This window comes from Streptomyces umbrinus (assembly GCF_030817415.1).
GTDB lineage: Bacteria > Actinomycetota > Actinomycetes > Streptomycetales > Streptomycetaceae > Streptomyces > Streptomyces umbrinus_A.
Window position 1 is genome coordinate 3,041,819 of record NZ_JAUSZI010000002.1, and the last position, 19,886, is coordinate 3,061,704.

The 19,886-nt window shown below is 70.8% G+C and carries 14 protein-coding genes; 10 read left to right on the forward strand and 4 right to left on the reverse strand.

Annotation, left to right across the window (positions count from 1 at the left end):
* Positions 1-5 precede the first annotated feature (5 nt).
* The 3 genes from QF035_RS13460 (at position 6) to QF035_RS13470 (ending at position 3,163) form a co-directional block, all read left to right on the forward strand.
* Complete coding sequence (locus tag QF035_RS13460) at positions 6-899, forward strand: 2-hydroxy-3-oxopropionate reductase (RefSeq protein ID WP_307520464.1); 894 nt, start codon at positions 6-8, stop codon at positions 897-899.
* Between the two features lie 213 nt (positions 900-1,112).
* Complete coding sequence (locus QF035_RS13465) at positions 1,113-2,570, forward strand: catalase (RefSeq protein WP_307520466.1); 1,458 nt, start codon at positions 1,113-1,115, stop codon at positions 2,568-2,570.
* Between the two features lie 365 nt (positions 2,571-2,935).
* Positions 2,936-3,163, forward strand: coding sequence for a hypothetical protein (locus tag QF035_RS13470; protein WP_307520468.1), 228 nt, complete (start codon positions 2,936-2,938; stop codon positions 3,161-3,163).
* A 447-nt stretch (positions 3,164-3,610) separates the two neighbouring features.
* Here QF035_RS13470 and gcl read toward each other — a convergent pair whose 3' ends face one another.
* On the reverse strand, positions 3,611-5,395 hold the full coding sequence (gene gcl / locus QF035_RS13475) for a glyoxylate carboligase (protein ID WP_307520469.1): 1,785 nt from the start codon (positions 5,393-5,395) through the stop codon (positions 3,611-3,613).
* A gap of 265 nt (positions 5,396-5,660) precedes the next feature.
* On the opposite strand from gcl, the gene QF035_RS13480 reads away from it, so the two are divergent.
* Together QF035_RS13480 and QF035_RS13485 are read left to right on the forward strand one after the other, a co-directional pair.
* Positions 5,661-6,539 (forward strand): hypothetical protein, encoded by an 879-nt coding sequence (locus QF035_RS13480; RefSeq protein ID WP_307520471.1) that lies wholly within the window; start codon positions 5,661-5,663, stop codon positions 6,537-6,539.
* 38 nt (positions 6,540-6,577) lie between these two features.
* On the forward strand, positions 6,578-7,123 hold the full coding sequence (locus QF035_RS13485; protein WP_307520473.1) for a GNAT family N-acetyltransferase: 546 nt from the start codon (positions 6,578-6,580) through the stop codon (positions 7,121-7,123).
* 79 nt (positions 7,124-7,202) lie between these two features.
* Here the strand turns inward: QF035_RS13485 and QF035_RS13490 are convergent, their stop codons facing one another.
* Both QF035_RS13490 and QF035_RS13495 read right to left on the reverse strand, forming a co-directional pair.
* Positions 7,203-8,861 carry an AMP-binding protein gene (locus tag QF035_RS13490; RefSeq protein WP_307520474.1) on the reverse strand — a complete coding sequence of 553 codons (1,659 nt, stop codon included), beginning with the start codon at positions 8,859-8,861 and terminating at the stop codon, positions 7,203-7,205.
* Positions 8,858-10,543 (reverse strand): AMP-binding protein, encoded by a 1,686-nt coding sequence (locus QF035_RS13495; RefSeq protein ID WP_307520475.1) that lies wholly within the window; start codon positions 10,541-10,543, stop codon positions 8,858-8,860. The genes QF035_RS13490 and QF035_RS13495 overlap by 4 nt, the downstream gene beginning before the upstream one ends.
* A gap of 157 nt (positions 10,544-10,700) precedes the next feature.
* On the opposite strand from QF035_RS13495, the gene QF035_RS13500 reads away from it, so the two are divergent.
* From QF035_RS13500 to QF035_RS13515, 4 genes are all read left to right on the forward strand, one after another.
* Positions 10,701-11,504 (forward strand): response regulator transcription factor, encoded by an 804-nt coding sequence (locus QF035_RS13500; protein ID WP_373466948.1) that lies wholly within the window; start codon positions 10,701-10,703, stop codon positions 11,502-11,504.
* A 179-nt stretch (positions 11,505-11,683) separates the two neighbouring features.
* Entirely contained in the window at positions 11,684-14,536 is a 2,853-nt protein-coding gene (locus QF035_RS13505; protein ID WP_307520477.1) for a helix-turn-helix transcriptional regulator, read from the forward strand.
* A 1,014-nt stretch (positions 14,537-15,550) separates the two neighbouring features.
* On the forward strand, positions 15,551-16,342 hold the full coding sequence (locus tag QF035_RS13510) for a S1 family peptidase (protein WP_307520479.1): 792 nt from the start codon (positions 15,551-15,553) through the stop codon (positions 16,340-16,342).
* 192 nt (positions 16,343-16,534) lie between these two features.
* On the forward strand, positions 16,535-17,182 hold the full coding sequence (locus QF035_RS13515) for a LysE family translocator (RefSeq protein ID WP_307520480.1): 648 nt from the start codon (positions 16,535-16,537) through the stop codon (positions 17,180-17,182).
* An 85-nt stretch (positions 17,183-17,267) separates the two neighbouring features.
* Here the strand turns inward: QF035_RS13515 and QF035_RS13520 are convergent, their stop codons facing one another.
* Positions 17,268-18,386 (reverse strand): winged helix DNA-binding domain-containing protein, encoded by a 1,119-nt coding sequence (locus QF035_RS13520; RefSeq protein ID WP_307520481.1) that lies wholly within the window; start codon positions 18,384-18,386, stop codon positions 17,268-17,270.
* A gap of 176 nt (positions 18,387-18,562) precedes the next feature.
* Here QF035_RS13520 and QF035_RS13525 point away from each other — a divergent pair, with 176 nt between their 5' ends.
* A complete protein-coding gene (locus QF035_RS13525; RefSeq protein ID WP_307520482.1) occupies positions 18,563-19,732 on the forward strand; it encodes a magnesium and cobalt transport protein CorA in 1,170 nt (389 codons plus the stop codon).
* The last annotated feature ends 154 nt before the right edge of the window (positions 19,733-19,886 follow it).

Sequence of the window (19,886 nt, forward strand, 5' to 3'; positions counted from 1 at the left end):
CCCTCATGAGCAGCACACTCCCCAAGGTCGCCTGGGTCGGTCTCGGCATCATGGGCTCCCCCATGTCCGAGAACCTGATCAAGGCCGGTTACGACGTCACCGGGTTCACCCTGGAGCAGGACAAGCTGGACCGGCTGACCGCCGCCGGCGGCACCGCGGCCGGCTCGATCGCCGAGGCCGTTCGGGACGCCGACGTGGTGATCACGATGGTGCCCGCCTCCCCGCAGGTCGAGGCCATCGCGTACGGGCCCGACGGCATCCTGGAGAACGCGCGGTCCGGCGCGCTCCTGATCGACATGTCCTCCATCACCCCGCAGACCTCCGTGGACCTGGCGAAGGCCGCGAAGGACAAGGGCGTACGGGTCCTGGACGCGCCGGTGTCCGGTGGTGAGGCCGGGGCCGTCGAGGCCGTGCTGTCCATCATGGTCGGCGGCGAGCAGACCGACTTCGACCAGGCCGAGCCGGTCTTCGAGGCGCTGGGCAGGACGATCGTGCTGTGCGGTCCGCACGGCTCCGGTCAGACCGTGAAGGCCGCGAACCAGCTGATCGTCGCCGTGAACATCCAGGCGTGCGCCGAGGCCGTGGTCTTCCTGGAGAAGTCGGGCGTCGACCTGAAGGCGGCCCTCGACGTCCTGAACGGCGGCCTCGCGGGCTCGACCGTCCTGACGCGCAAGAAGGACAACTTCCTGAACCGCGACTTCAAGCCGGGCTTCCGTATCGACCTGCACCACAAGGACATGGGCATCGTCACGGACGCCGCCCGCAACGTCGGTGCCGCGCTGCCCGTCGGTGCCGTGGTCGCCCAGCTCGTCGCCTCGCTGCGGACCCAGGGCGACGGCGGACTGGACCACTCCGCGCTGCTGCGCGCGGTCGAGCGCCTCTCCGGCGCACAGATCTGACGGTCCTCCGGCCCCACAAAGACCTCCGGGCGGCACCACCGCTGACACCTGTCCTGTCGCGCCCAAGCGGTGGCGCCGCCCGGAACCCATCACCCATCCCCCTACCGGCTAACTTCAACAAACTGTTGACGTCCGGATCGCCCCAAACCTAGGCTCCGCAAAGCGGAAAACAACTTCCGAAGAATTCCGCTGCCCCTCGTACGGAAGGTCACGATGTCGAAGCGCGTGCTCACGACAGAGTCCGGCGCCCCGGTCGCCGACAACCAGAACTCCGCCTCCGCCGGCGCCGGCGGCCCGCTCCTCCTCCAGGACCAGCACCTCCTTGAGAAGCTCGCCCGGTTCAACCGCGAGCGCATTCCGGAGCGCGTGGTGCATGCCCGCGGCTCGGGCGCGTACGGCCACTTCGAGGTGACCGACGACGTCACCGGCTTCACGCACGCGGACTTCCTGAGCACGGTCGGCAGGCGCACCGAGGTCTTCCTGCGCTTCTCGACGGTGGCGGACAACCTGGGCGGCGCGGACGCGGTGCGCGACCCGCGTGGCTTCGCGGTCAAGTTCTATACGGAGCAGGGGAATTACGACCTCGTCGGGAACAACACCCCGGTGTTCTTCATCAAGGACCCGATCAAGTTCCCGGACTTCATCCACTCCCAGAAGCGCGACCCGTTCACGGGCAGGCAGGAACCGGACAACGTCTGGGACTTCTGGGCGCACGCCCCCGAGGCCACGCACCAGATCACCTGGCTGATGGGCGACCGCGGCATCCCGGCCTCGTACCGCCACATGAACGGCTACGGCTCGCACACCTACCAGTGGACGAACGCCGAGGGCGAGGCCTTCTTCGTCAAGTACCACTTCAAGACGAACCAGGGCATCCGCAGTCTGTCCTCCGAGCAGGCCGCCGAGATCGCGGGCAAGGACCCCAACTCGCACCAGACGGACCTGCTCCAGGCCATCGAGCGCGGAGTGCGCCCGTCGTGGACGCTGTACGTCCAGGTCATGCCGGCGGCCGAGGCGGACGGTTACCGCTTCAACCCGTTCGACCTGACGAAGGTCTGGCCGCACGAGGACCATCCGCTCCAGCGGGTGGGCCGGCTGGTCCTCGACCGCAACCCGGACAACGTGTTCGCGGAGGTCGAGCAGGCCGCGTTCTCCCCGAACAACTTCGTTCCCGGCATCGGTCCTTCGCCGGACAGGATGCTCCAGGGCCGCCTGTTCGCCTACGCGGACGCGCACCGCTACCGGCTGGGCGTCAACCACACCCTGCTGGCGGTCAACGCCCCCAGGGCGACGGCGGCGAGCAACTACGGCCGGGACGGTCTGATGGCCGCCAACTCCCAGGGCCGCGCGGCGAAGAACTACGAGCCGAACTCGTACGGCGGCCCGGCGGAGACCGGCCGCCCCCTGTCGGCGCCGCTCACGGTGAACGGCCACACCGGCACGTACGAGACCTCGCTCCACACCAAGGACGACCACTTCTTCCAGGCGGGCGAGCTGTACCGCCTGATGTCGGAGGAGGAGAAGTCCCGGCTGGTCGCCAACATCGCCGGCGGCCTCTCCCAGGTCTCCCGCGACGACGTGATCGAGAAGAACCTCGCCCACTTCCACGCCGCCGACCCCGAGTACGGCAGGCGCGTGGAGGAGGCGGTCCACGCCCTGCGCGAGGACTGACCCTCTCAACTCCCAAGCTGCGCCCCGGGTCTGACGGGAGGTCGGACCCCAGGCGCGTCGCCCGCGAAGCCCGTGGACCCGGATGAGGGGTTGTCGACGGGCGGAGCGGGCCGGCCGAGGACCGCGGCGGTACGTGAGCCAGTGCGGTGGTGAAGGTCCCGGAGCCCCCTTCCCGACCAGAGGGAAGGACGGCCCCGGCCCGTCACGGCCGCCGCGGTCCCGGACGACACTTTGATCGACAACTTGATAGACACGGCGAAGAGCGCCGGGTACGGACGGTCCCGTACCCGGCGCTCTTCGCCGTCCGCGCAAATGCCCGGCCCCTTCGGGGTGCGGATTCCCCGGCCGCGCAGGAGCCTGGATGCATGGACCTTCCCAGCATCGTCGTGCACCCTCCGGCGCTGGACGGCTCGCGCCGGGTCACCGCGGGCAGCGAGACCCTCGGCATCGCCTACCACCTCGACGACGTCGTCGAGATCCTGCGCCTCGCGGACCTGGACGAGATCGAGGTGGAGGAGAGCGACATCATCGACTGGCAGGGCGGCGGCCCCGACGACTGGCCGGGCCTGTCGGAGCACCACGGGGCCGAGTGACGCCCGTACGTACGTCTGTGTGCGTACATCGGCTACGGAACCCTCAAATCAAGCTCTGAATATGCCTCCGGGGGCTTCAACTCACTGTGCTTCAGGGCACATTCTCAGCACGTGGGGCCCGCCGGCACGGGGGCGGCGGGCCCCACACGGAGAACAGCGGGCTTGGCCGGAGACGGAGGTGAGACGTATGAGCAGCTTGATGACAACGCGTGGGCGAGAGAAGTGCGCGTTGAAGCCGCTCCGGGGCGTCACCCGGTACGGCCGGTCCGGCACGGTACTTCGGACGTCGGGGGCGTCCGGAGACGGGGGGAAGCACGGGGGCGGCGGATTCCGTTCGGGTGGCGGCGGGGGCCGCTCGAACTGAACACGCCGAGAGGCCCCCGTCCTGGATCATCAGGACGGGGGCCTCGGTTTTCCTTTCCCCTTGAGCTGGCTCTCTCTCAGGGGCTAGACCTTCAAGGTCTTGATGGACGTGGGCGCGTGGCCCGGCTCGGTCGCGATCTCCTCGAACTCCACGACGTTGCTGATGTCGTTGGTCGTGGACATCGAGATGTTGGTGACACGCTCCAGGATCGCCTCGACGACAACAGGGACCCGGAACTCGACGGCAAGCTTCTTCGCCTGTTCGAGGGCGGCGCCCAGCTCGCTCGGGTCGGTGACGCGGATCGCCTTGCAGCCGAGGCCCTCGACGACCTTGACGTGGTCGACGCCGTAGACGCCCAGCTCGGGCGAGTTGAGGTTCTCGAACTCCAGGTTGACCTGGAAGTCGATGTCGAACGCCCGCTGCGCCTGACGGATCAGGCCCAGGTAGGAGTTGTTCACCAGCACATGGACGTACGGGATCCGGTGCTGGGCCCCGACCGCCAGCTCCTCGATCATGAACTGGAAGTCGTAGTCGCCGGAGAGCGCGACCACCTGCGCCTCCGGGTCGGCCTTGGCGACACCCAGCGCGGCCGGGACGGTCCAGCCGAGGGGGCCCGCCTGACCGCAGTTGATCCAGTGCCGCGGCCGGTAGACGTGCAGCATCTGGGCGCCGGCGATCTGCGAGAGGCCGATCGTGGTGACGTACCGGGTCTCGGGGCCGAAGGCCTTGTTCATCTCCTCGTAGACGCGCTGCGGCTTGATGGGGATGTCGTCGAAGTGCGTACGACGCTGGAGGGTCGCCTTCTTGTCCTGCGCGGCCTGGGCCCACGCGGAGCGGTCCGGCAGCCTGCCCGCGGCCTTCAACTCCCGCGCCACCTCGACGAACAGATCGAGGGCGGCCTTCGCGTCGGAGGCGATCCCGTAGTCCGGGGCGAAGATCTTGCCGATCTGGGTGGGCTCGATGTCGACGTGCACGAACTTCCGGCCCGCGGTGTAGACGTCCAGCTTGCCGGTGTGGCGGTTGGCCCAGCGGTTGCCGATGCCGAGGACGAAGTCGGACTCCAGGAAGGTCGCGTTGCCGTAGCGGTGCGAGGTCTGCAGGCCGACCATGCCGGCGTTCAGCTCGTGGTCGTCGGGCAGGATGCCCCAGCCCATGAGGGTGGGGACGACTGGCGTACCGGTCAACTCGGCGAACTCCACGAGGAGTTCGGAGGCGTCGGCGTTGATGATGCCGCCGCCGGCGACGATCAGCGGGCGCTCCGACTCGTTCAGGAGCGTGATCGCCTTCTCGACCTGAGCACGGGTCGCCGCCGGCTTGTAGACCGGCAGCGGCTCGTACGTCTCGGGGTCGAACTCGATCTCCGTCAGCTGGACGTCGATCGGGAGGTCGATGAGGACCGGGCCCGGGCGGGCCGAGCGCATCAGGTGGAAGGCCTGCTGGAAGACACCCGGGACCTGCGCGGCCTCCAGCACGGTGACCGCCATCTTGGCGACCGGCTTGGCGATCGAGGCGATGTCGACGGCCTGGAAGTCCTCCTTGTGGATCACGGCGGTCGGGGCCTGGCCCGTGATGCACAGGATCGGGATGGAGTCGCCGGTCGCGGAGTACAGACCGGTGATCATGTCGGTGCCCGCGGGCCCCGACGTACCGATGCAGACACCGATGTTGCCGGGTGCGGTGCGGGTGTAGCCCTCCGCCATGTGGGAGGCGCCCTCGACATGGCGGGCGAGGGTGTGACTGATTCCGCCGGAGGCCTCGAGCGCCGCGTAGAAGGGGTTGATCGCCGCGCCCGGGACACCGAACGCGCTGGTGACGCCCTCACGCTTGAGGATCTCAACTGCCGCGCGGGCAGCGGTCATACGTGCCATTGCGTACTCCTGCTTCGGCCGTCGGATTCGGGCTCCCGTCGCGCCCCGCGGAGAGCTTCAAATTCCGTATTACGGAAACTAACTTCTACTATCTGGAAGCAATGTATGTGGACGGCCAGAAGGCGTCAAGGGTCGGAGGGCGGCCGGCGGGCGGGGGAATCACGGGACGTCGGATCGTTTCGCTGCCGGAGGAAGGGGTTCCGGAGGACGATGGAGGCGCTGCCCCGATGCGGCGTTGTGGTGTCACGGTGTTCTGGAGAGGGTCATGTCCGAGAACGTGCCGGTGAGGTGTCCGGCCTGTCAGCGCGAGCATGTCTACGCGGCGCCGTCGTACCCGTGCGTGTGCGGCGCGCCTGTCACGCCCGTCCTCGACCGGAGCGCGCTCCCGGAGCCCGTCACGCACCACACCTGGGACGAGGGCTGGGTGACGATCCGCTGCGGGGCCTGCGGGCGGGCGGACCACTGGCCCCGGCCGGAGCTGGGGTGCCCCTGCGGGGTGCTGTTACGGATACCGGTGACGGAGCCGGGAGCCGGCGACGACGCGGGAGCCTCGGGCCCCGACGCAGCGCACTCCTTGGGCGCGGAGACCGGCGAGAGCCCCGAGGGCGGCCCCCATGAGGGCTCGCACGCGAGCTCATACGAAGGCTCGCACGAGGGCCCGTGCGGGAGCTCACGAGACCACTCCGGCCCCCCGCCCCGGAAGCCCCGGGCCAGCCGTCTCCCCGCCGCCGCCATCCCCCTCCCCCGTACCGCCCCGGCCCCCCGCCCCGCGTTCCAGCCGGTGGTCATCCGCACGGCCCGGGACGCGGTGACCGCCGCCGCGCTGTATCTGCGCTGGCTCGGGTACCGGGACATCCGGCGGGCCGACCAGCGGCCGCCCTCCGGGATAGGCCTGGCGGCCCGCGGGATTCTGGCCCAGGTCGACCCGACCGTACGACCGGCCTCCCTGCGGGACGTGGAGTGCCTGTGGCTGACGGCGATGACGGAGTCGGCGGGCTGCGTCTACTTCTCGCTGGCCGGCTACGAGGAGGACGCCCGCGTCTGCGCCGACTCCCTCGGCATCCCCCTGTTCGTACTGGATCTCACCGGCACCCCACAGCCGGTGAACAGCCTCGCCGACGACCTGATAGCCACGGGAGACTGAGTGGTCCAACTCCCGGAAACGACCACATACTTGACGTCATGCGCATCAGACCGGCGACTCCCGCCGACCTCCCGCTGCTTCAGGACATCGAGCGGGCCGCGGGCGAACCCTTCCGCACCCTGGGCATGACGGAGATCGCCGACGACGAGCCGCCCGCGCTGGAACTGCTGGAGCGCTTCCGGAAGGCGGGCCACGCGTGGATCGCCGAAGCCGAAGATGAGGAATCCGAGGGCGACGAGGCCGAGGGCGACGCCGGCCGCCCCGTCGCGTACCTGATCGGCGAGCCCGTGGACGACGCCTTCCACATCGAGCAGGTCTCCGTCCACCCGGACGCCGCGCACCGGGGCGTGGGCCGGACCCTGATCGCGTACGCCGCCGACCGCGCACGCGGCCAGGGCCTGACCGGTCTCACGCTGACCACCTTCACGGAGGTCCCCTGGAACGCGCCCTACTACGAGCGCATCGGCTTCCGCCCCCTGACCGACCCCGAACTCACCCCGGGCCTACGCAAGATCCGAGCCACAGAGTCCGCCCACGGCCTGGACCGCTGGCCCCGGGTGTGCATGTACAGGGCTATGGCCTGAGCGCCCCAAAGGGGCGCGGGGCTGTGACATTTGCGGCTCCGCCGCGTGGGCGCGACAAGCCCCCACCGGCCCGCAGCCATCAAGCACCCCCAGCACCCCCTTCCCGCAGCTCGACCTTCCGCACCTTCCCGGACACTGTCATCGGGAACGCCTCCATGACCCGCAACCGACTGGGCACCTTGTAGTGCGCCAACCGCCCCTCGCAGAACGCCCGCACCTCCTCCAGCGTCGGCGGATCACCGGCATCCCGCGGAATGACACAGGCGAGCACCTCCTCCCCGTACCGTTCGTGCGGAACACCCACCACCTGCACGTCGGCGATCTTCGGGTGCGCGTACAGGAACTCCTCGATCTCGCGCGGGTAGATGTTCTCGCCACCCCGGATGATCATGTCCTTGATCCGGCCGACGATCTGCACGTACCCGTCGTCGAGCATCACGGCCAGGTCCCCGGTGTGCATCCACCGCCCGGCGTCGACGGCCTCTGCGGTCTTCTCGGGCTCGTCCCAGTAGCCGAGCATCACGCTGTAGCCGCGGGTGCACAGCTCGCCCGCCGAGCCGCGCGGCAGGGTCGTGCCGGTGGCCGGGTCAACGACCTTGACCTCGATGTGCGGCAGGACGCGTCCGACCGTGCCGGTGCGGTGCTCCAGGTCGTCGTCGCGGCGGGTCTGGAGGGACACGGGCGAGGTCTCGGTCATGCCGTAGCAGATGGAGACCTCCGCCATGTGCATCTCGGAGACCACCCGTTTCATCACTTCGACCGGGCAGGGCGAGCCCGCCATGATGCCGGTCCGCAGGGAGGACAGGTCGTACATGGCGAAGTCCGCCAGGCCCAACTCCGCGATGAACATGGTCGGTACGCCGTAGAGGGACGTACAGCGCTCGTCCTGGACCGCGCTCAGGGTCGCCGTCGGGTCGAAGGACGGGGCCGGGATGACGATGCACGCGCCGTGCGAGGTCGCGGCGAGGTTGCCCATGACCATGCCGAAGCAGTGGTAGAAGGGCACCGGGACGCAGATCCGGTCCTGCTCGGTGTAGGCGATCAACTCCCCCACGAAATAACCGTTGTTGAGAATGTTGTGGTGGGAGAGGGTCGCGCCCTTGGGGAATCCCGTCGTGCCCGAGGTGTACTGGATGTTGATCGGGTCGTCGCAGGACAGCTCGCTCCGGCGTGTCCGGAACTCCTCGTCCTGGCCGGGCGTGCCCCGGGCGATCAACGCGTCCCAGCTCGGGTCGCCGATGTAGACGGTCTCCCTCAACTGCGGGCATTTTCCCCGCACTTGCTCGACCATGGCGCGGTAGTCGCTCGTCTTGTGGCTGAGCGAGGCGAACAGGACCGAGATGCCCGCCTGCTTGAGGACGTACTCGACCTCGTGGGTGCGGTAGGCCGGGTTGATGTTCACCATGACCGCGCCGATGCGGGCGGTGGCGTACTGAACGAGCACCCACTCCGGGCAGTTGACCGCCCAGATGCCCACCCGGTCACCCTTGGCGACCCCGCCGGCGAGCAGCGCGCGGGCCAACCCGTCGACGTCCGCGGCGAATTGGGCGTACGTCCAACGCCGCCCGGACAGTACGTCGACGAGCGCCTCGCGGTCCGGCCAGGCCGCGACGGCCCGGTCCAGGTTGGCGCCGATGGTGTCGCCGATCAGTGGTGTCCCGCTCGTCCCGTGCGCGTACGACAGTTCGCCCGTCTCACTCACGTCACCGATCTCGCCCACGTCACTCACCTCACTCACCGGAAGTCCTCCTCGCGGTACTCGGCGTCCGACCCCGCGGCTGTCGCCTCGCGCAGCTCGATCCGGCGGATCTTGCCGGACACCGTCTTGGGCAGGTCGCCGAACTCCAGGCGGCGGATGCGCTTGTACGGGGCGAGGGCCGTGCGCGAGTGCTCGAAGAGGACCTTCGCGGTGTCGGGTCCCGGTTCCCAGCCCTCCGCCAGTACGACGTACGCCTTCGGGACCGCGAGCCGCAGTTCGTCCGGGGCGGGCACGACGGCCGCCTCGGCGACGGCCTCGTGCTCCAGGAGCGCGCTCTCCAGCTCGAATGGGCTGATCTTGTAGTCGCTGGCCTTGAATACGTCGTCGCTCCGGCCCACGTACGTGATGTAGCCCTCGGCGTCGCGCGAGCCGATGTCGCCGGTGCGGTAGTAGCCGTCGGCCATCGCCTCGGCCGTGCGGTAGGGGTCGCCGTGGTAGCCGGTCATCAGACCCACGGGCCGGGCGGACAGGTCGAGGGCGATCTCGCCCTCCGTGGCGCCGGGCGCGCCCGTGACCGGGTCGAGGAGTTCGACCTTGAAGCCGGGGCTCGGCCGCCCCATGGAGCCCGTCTTGAGCGGCTGGCCGGGGCTGTTGGACACCTGCACGGCCGTCTCGGTCTGCCCGAAGCCGTCGCGGATCGTGACGCCCCAGGCGCGCCGCACCTGCTCGATGACCTCGGGATTCAGCGGCTCACCCGCGGCGACGGCCTCGCGCGGGGGCGTACGCAACTGGGTCAGGTCGGCCTGGATGAGCATGCGCCAGACGGTGGGCGGGGCGCAGAACGTGGTCACTCCCGCGCGGTCCATCTCGGCCATCAGGCGGGTCGCGTCGAAGCGCGTGTAGTTGTGGAGGAAGACGGTCGCCTCGGCGTTCCAGGGGGCGAAGAGGTTCGACCAGGCGTGCTTGGCCCAGCCGGGTGAGGAGATGTTCAGGTGCACGTCACCGGGCTTGAGGCCGATCCAGTACATGGTCGCCAGATGGCCGATCGGGTATGACGTGTGGGTGTGCTCGACGAGCTTGGGGCGGGCCGTGGTGCCCGAGGTGAAGTAGAGCATCAGCGGGTCGTCCGCCCGGGTCGGGCCGTCGGGCCTGAAGATGTCCGAGGCACGGTCGTACACGTCCTCGTACGACTGCCAGCCCGGGTGCTCGCCGCCGACCACGACGCGGGTGTAGCCGCCGGGCACCTCGTCGAACTTGCTCGTGTCCTCGGCGCGCACGATCACGTGCCGGACCCGGCCCCGTTCGACGCGGTCGCGCAGGTCGGCGGGGCCGAGCAGCGGGGTGGCCGGGATGACCACGGCGCGCAGTTTCATCGCGGCGAGCGCCGTCACCCACAGCTCGGCCTGGTTGCCGAGCATGACGAGGATGCGGTCCCCGGCGCGTACGCCCAGCTCGCGCAGCCGGCCCGCGACCTCGTCGGAGCGTACGGACAGCTCGCCGAAGGACAGCTTGGTCTCGCGGCCGTTCTCCTCGACGATGTGCAGCGCGGTCCTGGCGTTGCCGTGGGCGATGTGGTCGAACCAGTCGAGGGCCCAGTTGAAGTGCTCGGGGCGGGGCCAGACGAAGCCCTCGTAGGCCGTGGCGTAGTCCTCGCGGTGCTCCAGCAGGAAGTCACGCGCGCTGCGGAAGTGCTCCGTCGGCGTCGTCGGCGGCGTAGTCATCAGTCCTCCTCGGCCCCGGACCATTGCCGGGCGGCTCACTCACATCGTGTAATCCGTGATGCGGGTCTCACCACCCCCGAACGGGGGTGCGCTGCGGTGAAGGGACGAGCACGTGGCAACTGGCGCTGCCGAAGCGGTGGAGCTGCGCGGTGCGCTGATGCGGCTGCGCCGGACGACGGGGCTGCCCGTGGCCTTCGGCGGCCTGGTCGAGCCGGGCCGCCACCAGGTGCGGATCAGTGAGCTCAACGGTACGGCGACGGCGGCGCTCAGCGCGCTCGCGGTGTCGTCGGGCAACGGCCTCGGCGGCAAGGCGGTCGCCCTCGCCCGGCCGTGCGCCGTCATGGACTACTCGTCCTCGCGGCAGATCAGCCACGAGTACGACGCCGCGGTCGCCGCGGAGGGCCTGCGGGCCATCCTCGCGGTGCCGGTCGTCGTACGCCGCCGGGTACGCGGTGTCCTGTACGGCGCCCTGCGTACGGCCCAGCCCCTCGGCGACCGGACGCTGTCCGCGGCGGTGGAGGCGGCGCGCGACGTGGAGCAGTCCCTCGTCGTACGGGACGAGACGCAGGGCCTGCTGGCGGCGGCGCGCGAGCCGGAGGTGACGCCGGACGGCACCGAGGGCGCCGCGTGGGAGCGGGTCCGGGAGGCGCACGGGGCGCTGCGCGCGCTGGCCCCGCGCGTCGTGGACCCGGCGCTGCGGGCGGAGCTGCTGGCGGTCTGCGCCACCCTCACCGCCTCGCCCGGCCCGGTGCCGGCGGCCCGACGGGTCCGGCTCACCCCTCGTGAGCTGGACGTTCTTGCGTGTGTGTCGATCGGTACGACCAACGCGGCCGCCGGGGACCGGCTCGGGCTGCGTCCAGAGACGGTGAAGGCCTATCTGCGCTCGGCGATGCGCAAGCTGGGCGCGCACACCCGGCTGGAGGCGGCGGTGGCGGCGCGGCGGGCGGGGCTGCTGCCCTGAGATCCGCCCTTGCCTGCCGCCCCGAAGGTCCATACCTTCCCCCGGCGCTCTATACATGCACGGGCACGCTGAAATCCCGTATACCGGATCTCTGTTATTTCCCTCACGGCGCAACCCTCCGAAATTCAAGGGCTCTTTGCTTAATATTGAGCCGAACACGACTGAGGGGAGCGGTGCGCGTGCGACGGGATTTCGAGGAGCCTGTCAGACCCCGTTCCGAGCAGGTCGTCGGGCGGGACGAGGTACTCAGACGAGCACGCGAGCAGCTCTCCCGAGGCGGCAGCCTTCTCTTGCACGGTCCGCCCGGAATAGGAAAGTCGACCGTCCTGCGGGCAATGGCAGCGGAATATGCCGAATCAGCCCGAACTGTGTTGCGCTGTTCGGCGACAGAGTCCGAATCCCATCTCCCGTTCCTCGCTCTGGTCGATCTGCTCGGTCTGGTCGCCGACGAGGTCGCGGACGCGCTGCCCGCCCCGCAGCAGGCCGCGCTCGAAGCGGCGCTCACCGGCCGCGCCGAATCGTCCCTGCACCAGGACGGTCTCGCGCTGCGGCTCGCGGTGCTGTCGGTGCTGCGCGCGCTGGCGGCCAAGGGTCCCGTCCTCCTCGTCGCCGACGACCTGCAGTGGCTGGACGCGCCCAGCGCCGAGCTGCTCGGTTTCGCGGCCCGCCGCCTCGGTGGGATGCCGGTGCGGATGCTCGGCGCGGTGCGTACCGGCACGGAACCGAAGGAGCAAGAACACGACCCGTATCTACGCGCGTATCCGCCGGAGGCGCTGGCCCTGCGGCTGCCCCCGCTGTCCCGGCCGCAGGTGTCCGAGCTGCTGGTGACCCGCGGTTACACCGGTCTGCGCCGCTCGACGCTGCGGGACATCCACCACACCAGCGGCGGCAACCCGCTGTTCGCGCTGGAGCTCGCGCGCGCCCTGGCCGAGAGCCCGACGCCGCCCCGCCCCGGCGAGCCGCTGCCGGTGCCGACCTCACTGCGTGCCCTCGTCCTCAGCCGCCTGGAACTGCTGTCCACCGAGGCCCGGCAGACCCTGCTGGTCGCGAGCGCGGGAGCCCGCCCCACGCAGACCCTGCTGGGGTCCGCGGGCCGTACGAACGCGGAGGCGGAGATCGCGCTCGCGGCCTCGCTCGGTCTGGTGGCGGCCCCGGGTCCCGACGCCCAGGGCCCGGACGGACAGGAGGGCGCGGTCCGTTTCGCGCACCCGCTCGTCTCGGCCGCGCTGTACGCACAGGCGACACCCCAGGAGCGGCGGGCCGCCCACGCCGCGCTGTCCACGGTGGCCTCCGACCCGATCGAGCGGGCCCGCCATCTCGCGCTGGCCACCACCGGCACCGACGAGCGGGTCGCCGCGCGGCTCTCCGAGGCGGCGGCGCTGGCCCGGGACCGTGGCGCGCCCTCGGTCGCGGCCCAGCTCGGGCTGCTCGCCGCCCGCCACACCCCGCCGGACGGCGGGCCCGGCGCGGACGAACGGCGCTTGAAGTCCGCCGAGGACGCGCTGACCTCGGGCGAGATCGACCTCGCCCGCGAGGTGGCCCGCGACATCCTGGACCGGGCGACCGACGCGGCGGTCCGGGTACGGGCCTGGATGGTGGTGATCGACTCGGCGGGGCAGGCGATGGCCGACGTCGAGGCCGTGTTTCCGCAGGCCCTCGCGGACGCGGGCGAGGACCCGCAACTGCTCGCCCTCGTCCGCTACCAACTGGCGTGGCGGGCGCTGCTCGTGGAGGGCGAGATGGGCAAGGGCCGCGAGGAGGCCGCACACGCGGCCCGGCTCGCCGCCGTCGCCGGTGACCGGAGCACCGAACTGATGGCTCTGTCCTTCCAGGCCCAGATGGAGACCCTGATGGGTCACCCAGCGGCCCCGGCGACCCTGGAGAAGGCCCTCGCCGAGCCGCAGGACCTTCGGGTGGCGTGCGACCACAACGGCGCGGGTGCCACCCGGTTCCGCTGGCAGATCATGAGCGACCAGCTCACCGACGCCCGTACGACGATCACCCGGCTCCTCGGCGAGGTGCGGCGGCGCGGCATGGTCGAGAGCGAGGTGCACTTCCTGCGCGGACTCGCCGAGACCGAACTGCGCTCCGGACACTGCGCCCGCGCCCTGGACCTCGCCCACGAAAGCCTGCGGCTGGCCCGGGACACCGGGATCGGCGAGGCCGCGGGCAACATGTTCACCTCGCTCGCCGAGGCCGCGGGCGGAGACGTACACCGGGCACTCGTACTGGCCGGCGACGCGGTGCGCCGCGCCGAGGACGACGGCGACCTGATCTACCTCTCCCGTGCGCTGGGCGCGCTCGGGCATGCCCAGCTCGTCGCCGGTGACGCCGCCGGGACGGTCCAGTCCCTGCGCAGGGCACGGGAGTTGGAGCAGGGGCTCGGCATCTTCGACCCGGCGCGGGGCCGCTGGCACGGCGACCTCGCGGAAGCGCTCGTCCTGGTCGGCGAACCGGCGGAGGCGCAGGACGTCATCACCGCCACCCGTGAACACGCGGTACGGCTCCGGCGGGCGAGCGTCCTCGCCGTACTGGACCGGGCCGAGGCCCTGGTGAAGGCCGCCGCAGGTCAATACGAGGCGGCCGCACAGCAGTTGACCTCGGCACAGGACCGTCTGGCACAGCTCGGATACGGGCTGGAGGAGGCCCGCGCCGCCCTCGCGCTGGCCCGGCTGCGGGCGGAGCAGTCGGGGCGGGTGTCCTACGACGAGGCGACGCGGCTGTTCCGACGCTGCAAGGCGGTGCCCTGGCTACGGCAGTTGGAGACGGCCTCCGCGACCGCCCCCGCTCCCGCCGACCCCTCCGCGATGGCCCCCGAGTCCCTCCTGCCGCACCTCGACCGACTGGCCTCCACGGAACGCCAGGTCGCGGGGCTCGTCCTGGAGGGCGCCACGAATCGCGAGATCGCCGCCCGCCTGTTCATCAGCGTGAAGACGGTCGAGGCGACGCTCACCCGGGTGTACCGGAAGTTGGGTATCCGGTCGCGAGTCGACATCGTGCGGTTGGCTGCGGGGCAGCGACGGGGGGAGTGAACTCGCTGTTCTTGGACGGGGGTTGAGGCGGATGGCTTGAGGCGGGCGTGGGTGGCGGCCGGGTGTGGGCGGTTGCTGGGGGCGGGGGCGCCTGGGTGCGGGCGGTCGGTGGGGCGCGAAGCCCGCCGGGTGCGGGCGGTTCCTGAGACGCGGTGTCCGCCGGGCACGGACGACCTTTGGGGTGCGGTGCCCGCCGGGTGCGGGCAGTTCCTGAGACGCGGTGCCCGCCGGGCGCGGACGGCGTCTGGGGTGCGGTGCTCGCCGGGTGCGGGCAGTTCCTGGGACGCGGTGCCCGCCGGGCGCGGACGGCGTCTGGGGTGCGGTGCTCGCCGGGTGCGGGCGGTTCCTGAGACGCGGTGCCCGCCGGGCGCGGACGGCGTCTGGGACGCGGTGCCCGCCGGGCGCGGACGACCTTTGGGGCGCAGTGCCCGCCGGGTGCGGGCAGTTCCTGGGACGCCGTGTCCGCCGGGCGCGGACGGTCCCTAGGACCCCGTGCGCGCCGGATGCGGGGGTCGCTGGGGAGCGGTGCACGCTGGGTGACAGGCGCCCGCCCGCAGGTACTCGCTCGGGCCGCGGACCATCGCCGGGCGGCTGTAGCCGACAGGTACCCGCCGGTGGGCGGAAGCCGGGAGATGCCCGCCGGGGGGCGAAAGCCCGGTGATGCTCGCCGTGCGCCGTGCCTAGGGCGCCGGACGCCGAGCGCGCGGGCGGCGGGCGCCGAGCGCGCTGGCCGCGGGCGGCTGAGGTCTGGCGGCTGGCGGCTGGCGGCTGGCGGCTGGCGGTCATCGTCGCGCTTCGTCGGGACACCCGCAGCCCGCCAACTGCCCCCGGCCCGCCGCCCGGAGGGGCAGGTAGGGGCAGATAGGGGCACGACCGAGGGTTTTCCCTCGTCAACTCCCGCAGGGAGTTCCCTCATTGGGGAGAGAGCCGGTCCCCTTCTAGCGTGGGACCCGCCCCGCAGGCTGTCGCTCCACCCCCACAGTGCACCCCCCACCGGCACTCCTGAGGAGAACCATGTTCGGGCTCACCCTTGCCAAGAAGGCCGCCGCCGTCACCGCCGCGGTCGCCGCCGCCGCGACGACCTGCCTGCTCGGCGCGACCACCGCGAGCGCCGCTCCCCAGCCCATCGTCGGCGGCTCGACGACCACGGCGGCCGCGTACCCGTACGTCATGCAGATCACGGACTCCTCGCAGAACCAGTTCTGCGGCGGCACCCTGGTGTCGGCGACCAAGGTCGTCACCGCCGCCCACTGCATGGTCGACGAGACCACGAGCAGCGTCAGAGTCGTCGGCGGCCGCACCTACCGCAACGGCACCAACGGCACGGTCAGCCGGGTCAGCAAGATATGGATCAACCCGAGCTACGTGGACGCCGAGCAGGGTGGCGACGTCGCCGTCCTGACCCTGTCGACCTCCATGCCGTACACCCCCATCAGCTACGTCTCCTCCTCCGAGACCAGCGTGTACACGGCCGGCACCACCGCCCGCATCCTCGGCTGGGGCACCACCAGCTCGGGCGGCTCCTCCTCCAACCAGCTGCGCACCGCGACGGTCCCGACCGTCTCGAACGCCACCTGCTCCTCGGCGTACGGCTCGTCGTACATCTCCTCCGACATGGTCTGCGCCGGCTACACCTCCGGCGGCGTGGACACCTGCCAGGGCGACAGCGGCGGCCCGCTGATCATCGGCGGCAAGCTCGCGGGCATCACCTCGTGGGGCTACGGCTGCGCGGACGCCGAGTACCCCGGCGTCTACACCCGCCTGACCACCTTCTCCAACCTGGTGACGACGCAGGTCAACTCCTAGCACTCACGTAGTGCCGTCCCGATGACTTCCTGAGCACGCCTCAGGTTGAGCCAGGGGGCGTTGCGGGCCTCCACGAGCGGCCCGCAACGCCCCCTATCCATGTGCCGGGTCCGGTCGGGGGCGCGTTGTCGGTGGCGCCTGTTTCAATGGATTCCGGTGCGGGTGATGAGTGGCGGGTGAGAGGGGACGGGCATGGTGTCGACGGATCGGTTCCTGGCCTTCGCGGCGATGTCGCTGCTGGTGGTCATGATCCCGGGGCCGAGCGTGCTGTTCGTGATCGGCAGGGCTCTCGCCCACGGCCGGCGCACGGCGGTGGCGACGGCGCTGGGGAACGTCTTCGGTTCGTATCTGCTGGTCGTGGCGGTCGCCGTGGGCGTCGGCTCGATAGTGGAGCGATCCGTGACCGTCTACATGGCGGTGAAGCTGGCGGGGGCCGCCTATCTGGTCTTCCTCGGCGTCCAGGCGTTCCGGCACCGCAAGGAGATGAGGGCCTCGGACATCACAGAGCGGGCCGACGCGCCCGCCCGCGGCGATCTGCGGACGGTCCTGGACGGCGTACTCGTCGGCGTCACCAACCCGAAGGGCATCGTCTTCTTCGCGGCGGTGCTGCCCCAGTTCGTCGACCACTCGGCCGGTCAAGTGCCCCTGCAGATGCTGGTGTTGGGCCTGATCCCGATAACTATCGGCCTGGTCACGGACACCTTGTGGGGTCTGACCGCGGCCACGGCCCGCAACTGGTTCGCCCGCTCGGACCGCCGGCTGTCGATGATCGGCGGCGCGGGCGGCCTCACGATGGTCGGCCTCGGACTGACGGTCGCGACAACGGGCCGCACGGACTGATCACCGGGCGCTCCCTCCCCGCACGCGTCCCCGGATCGGTCGCGTCCGATCCCGTCTTCGCACTGGCCGCGTCCCGTCTCCGCGGTCAGCCCCGTACGACGGTCCCGAACCGGATGTCGTACGAGGACGCCGTGCTCAGCACCGACAGCATCCGCGTCGCTTCCTCGACCACTTCCTCCCGCTGTCTCTTGCTGAGCGTGCCGAAGGGCTCGATGGTGATCACGGCCTCGTCGGGGGACTCCTCCAGCCGCCAGATACCTTCCAGGAATCCGTCGACGAGAAGCGTGCAGTAGGCCTGGTTGCCCTGCCAGTGACGGCCCTTGTAGTCGGCGGACACCACCCGGGAACGGTCGGCGTGCGAGAGGAGCAGGTTGTCGAACTCGGGCAGCAGCCGCGGCGGGGCCGGGGTGTCCGCGTCCGGGCGGGGCGCGTCCGGCAGGTCGAAGAGCTCGACGCCGTGCTCGTCGCGGAAGGTGACCAGTTGGGGCCGCAGCCGTTCGAAGACCTCGCGCAGCCTGGTGAGACCGGCCCAGGTCTGCATGTCCTTGACGGAGGCGGGGCCGAAGGCGGCGAGGTAGCGCAGGACGGTGGCGTCGGGGGCGGGCGCGGGTTCCGCGGGCCGGCCGAGCCAGTGCTCGGCGGTGGTGAGCGCGACCTGTCCGCTGCGGCCCCACAGGCCGCGCGGGGTGACCTGGACGAGGGGCAGCCGGCACCGGGCCGCGATGGCGAGGGCCGGCGGGTCGGCGTCCGGCCATTCGACGAGCAGTGCCTCGCGCAGCTGCTTGAGGGTGCGCGGCTCGGCCTCGACGAGTTCCCGGCTGATCGCGGTGAGCCGGTCGAGGTCCACGCCGGCGAGCCCGTGACGGAAGCCGTACAGCTCCCGCTCGCGTGCGGCCTGCACGAGCGGCCGCAAGGTGAGGCAGTCGTCGGCGGTGTGGGTGTGGATGGTGGAGCGCATGGTCACGATGCGCACGACCTCGCGCTTCTCCATGGCTGCCGAGAGTTCCTCGGGCGCGAACCCCTCCAGACGGGCGGCGAGGGCGTAGTACGGGGGCTTCACGTTCTGCGCCTGGAGGCCGACGAGGTGTTCGACGGCGTCCGTCGCGGCCATGGTGGCCCGGCGCAGGAGCAGCTGCCGGTCGAGGGTCGCGCGGTTCAGCTCACGGGCGCTCAGCACGGGGGCGGTCGAGGTCGTCTTCGTCATGCTCCGCACGGTAGTGGGACTTGCGGACAAGTTCGGTCCTCAACCCTTGCCGATCCTCTACCCCGCACACCCGCTCACGCCATTTGACCCGTATATCCTGCTCGGTGATCGCCAAGACGGACGTTCGACCCGTTCGACGGATGCGACCCATCGGCATCAACAGGGAGGCTGCCGCGATGTCAGACCGCCGAGCCCGCCGCCCCGTGCCGCCTTCGGGAGGCGGCCGGAAGCCGGTGTGGCGGCGCGCCGTACCTGAGGCGACGCCACCGCCCGCGGATCCCCCGGCGCCGCGTCGGGCCCCGGCCGAGCCGGCTCCCGCGGAGGTCGGCAGCGTCGTACAGGCGGCGCTCTACCGCGACGGGACGCGTGTCGCGAACCCCGCCACCCTCGCGGACACGTTCCGTGAGCTGCGCGAGCAGCCCGACGGCATGGCGTGGATCGGCCTGGCCCGTCCGACGGAGGAGGAAATCCTCTCCCTGGCCGCCGAGTTCGACCTCCACCCGCTCGCGGTCGAGGACGCGATGGAGGCCCATCAGCGGCCGAAGCTGGAGCGTTACGGCGAGACGCTCTTCGTCGTGCTGCGCGCCGCCCGGTATCTCGACGCGTCGGAGGAGGTCGACTTCGGCGAACTGCACGTGTTCATCGGCCCCGACTTCCTGATCACGGTCCGGCACGGCGCCGCCCCCGACCTCTCGGCCGTGCGCCGTCGCATGGAGGAGACGCCTGAACTGCTGAAACTCGGCCCCGAGGCCGTCCTGTACGCGATCCTCGACGCCGTCGTGGACGGTTACGCCCCGGTCGTCTCCGGTGTCCAGAACGACATCGACGAGATCGAGACCGAGGTCTTCGGCGGCGACCCCTGGGTCTCGCGCCGTATCTACGAACTCTCCCGCGAGATGGTCGAGTTCCAGCGCGCCACCCGCCCCCTGGTCGGCATGCTGCACGGCCTGATGGCCGGCTTCGCCAAGTACGGCACCGACGAGGAACTCCAGCGCTACCTCCGCGACGTCGCCGACCACGTCACCCACACCAGCGAACGCGTGGACGGCTTCCGCCAGGCCCTCACGGACATCCTCACGGTGAACGCGACCCTGGTCACCCAGCAGCAGAACGCGGAGATGCGGGCCCTGGCCGAGGCGGGCTTCGAACAGAACGAGGAGATCAAGAAGATCTCCTCCTGGGCCGCCATCCTCTTCGCCCCCACCCTGGTCGGGACGATCTACGGCATGAACTTCGACCACATGCCTGAGTTGGGGTGGACCTTCGGATACCCCTTCGCGGTCGGCCTGATGGGTGTGGTTTGCGTCAGTTTGTACGTGATTTTCAAGCGGCGGGACTGGCTCTGATTGACTCTTGCCAAGCTCAGTTCTTGTACGGCCTTTGCTCTCGCACCGGTCACGGGGCGGGTCGAAATCAGCCCTGGGGAGTCTCTGGGGAGAAGTGATGCGGGTGATCTCGTCTACCTGCCTCTGTTATGCCTCTGACCAGCACTTTTGCCCT

Bases quoted from the DNA above. Each gene is read 5' to 3' on its own strand.
- QF035_RS13460 (WP_307520464.1), top strand. From the start codon at position 6: ATGAGCAGCACACTCCCCAAGGTCGCCTGGGTCGGTCTCGGCATCATG.
- QF035_RS13465 (WP_307520466.1), top strand. From the start codon at position 1,113: ATGTCGAAGCGCGTGCTCACGACAGAGTCCGGCGCCCCGGTCGCCGAC.
- QF035_RS13470 (WP_307520468.1), top strand. From the start codon at position 2,936: ATGGACCTTCCCAGCATCGTCGTGCACCCTCCGGCGCTGGACGGCTCG.
- gcl (WP_307520469.1), bottom strand. From the start codon at position 5,395: ATGGCACGTATGACCGCTGCCCGCGCGGCAGTTGAGATCCTCAAGCGT.
- QF035_RS13480 (WP_307520471.1), top strand. From the start codon at position 5,661: ATGTCCGAGAACGTGCCGGTGAGGTGTCCGGCCTGTCAGCGCGAGCAT.
- QF035_RS13485 (WP_307520473.1), top strand. From the start codon at position 6,578: ATGCGCATCAGACCGGCGACTCCCGCCGACCTCCCGCTGCTTCAGGAC.
- QF035_RS13495 (WP_307520475.1), bottom strand. From the start codon at position 10,543: ATGACTACGCCGCCGACGACGCCGACGGAGCACTTCCGCAGCGCGCGT.
- QF035_RS13500 (WP_373466948.1), top strand. From the start codon at position 10,701: ATGCGGCTGCGCCGGACGACGGGGCTGCCCGTGGCCTTCGGCGGCCTG.
- QF035_RS13510 (WP_307520479.1), top strand. From the start codon at position 15,551: ATGTTCGGGCTCACCCTTGCCAAGAAGGCCGCCGCCGTCACCGCCGCG.
- QF035_RS13515 (WP_307520480.1), top strand. From the start codon at position 16,535: ATGGTGTCGACGGATCGGTTCCTGGCCTTCGCGGCGATGTCGCTGCTG.
- QF035_RS13520 (WP_307520481.1), bottom strand. From the start codon at position 18,386: ATGACGAAGACGACCTCGACCGCCCCCGTGCTGAGCGCCCGTGAGCTG.
- QF035_RS13525 (WP_307520482.1), top strand. From the start codon at position 18,563: ATGTCAGACCGCCGAGCCCGCCGCCCCGTGCCGCCTTCGGGAGGCGGC.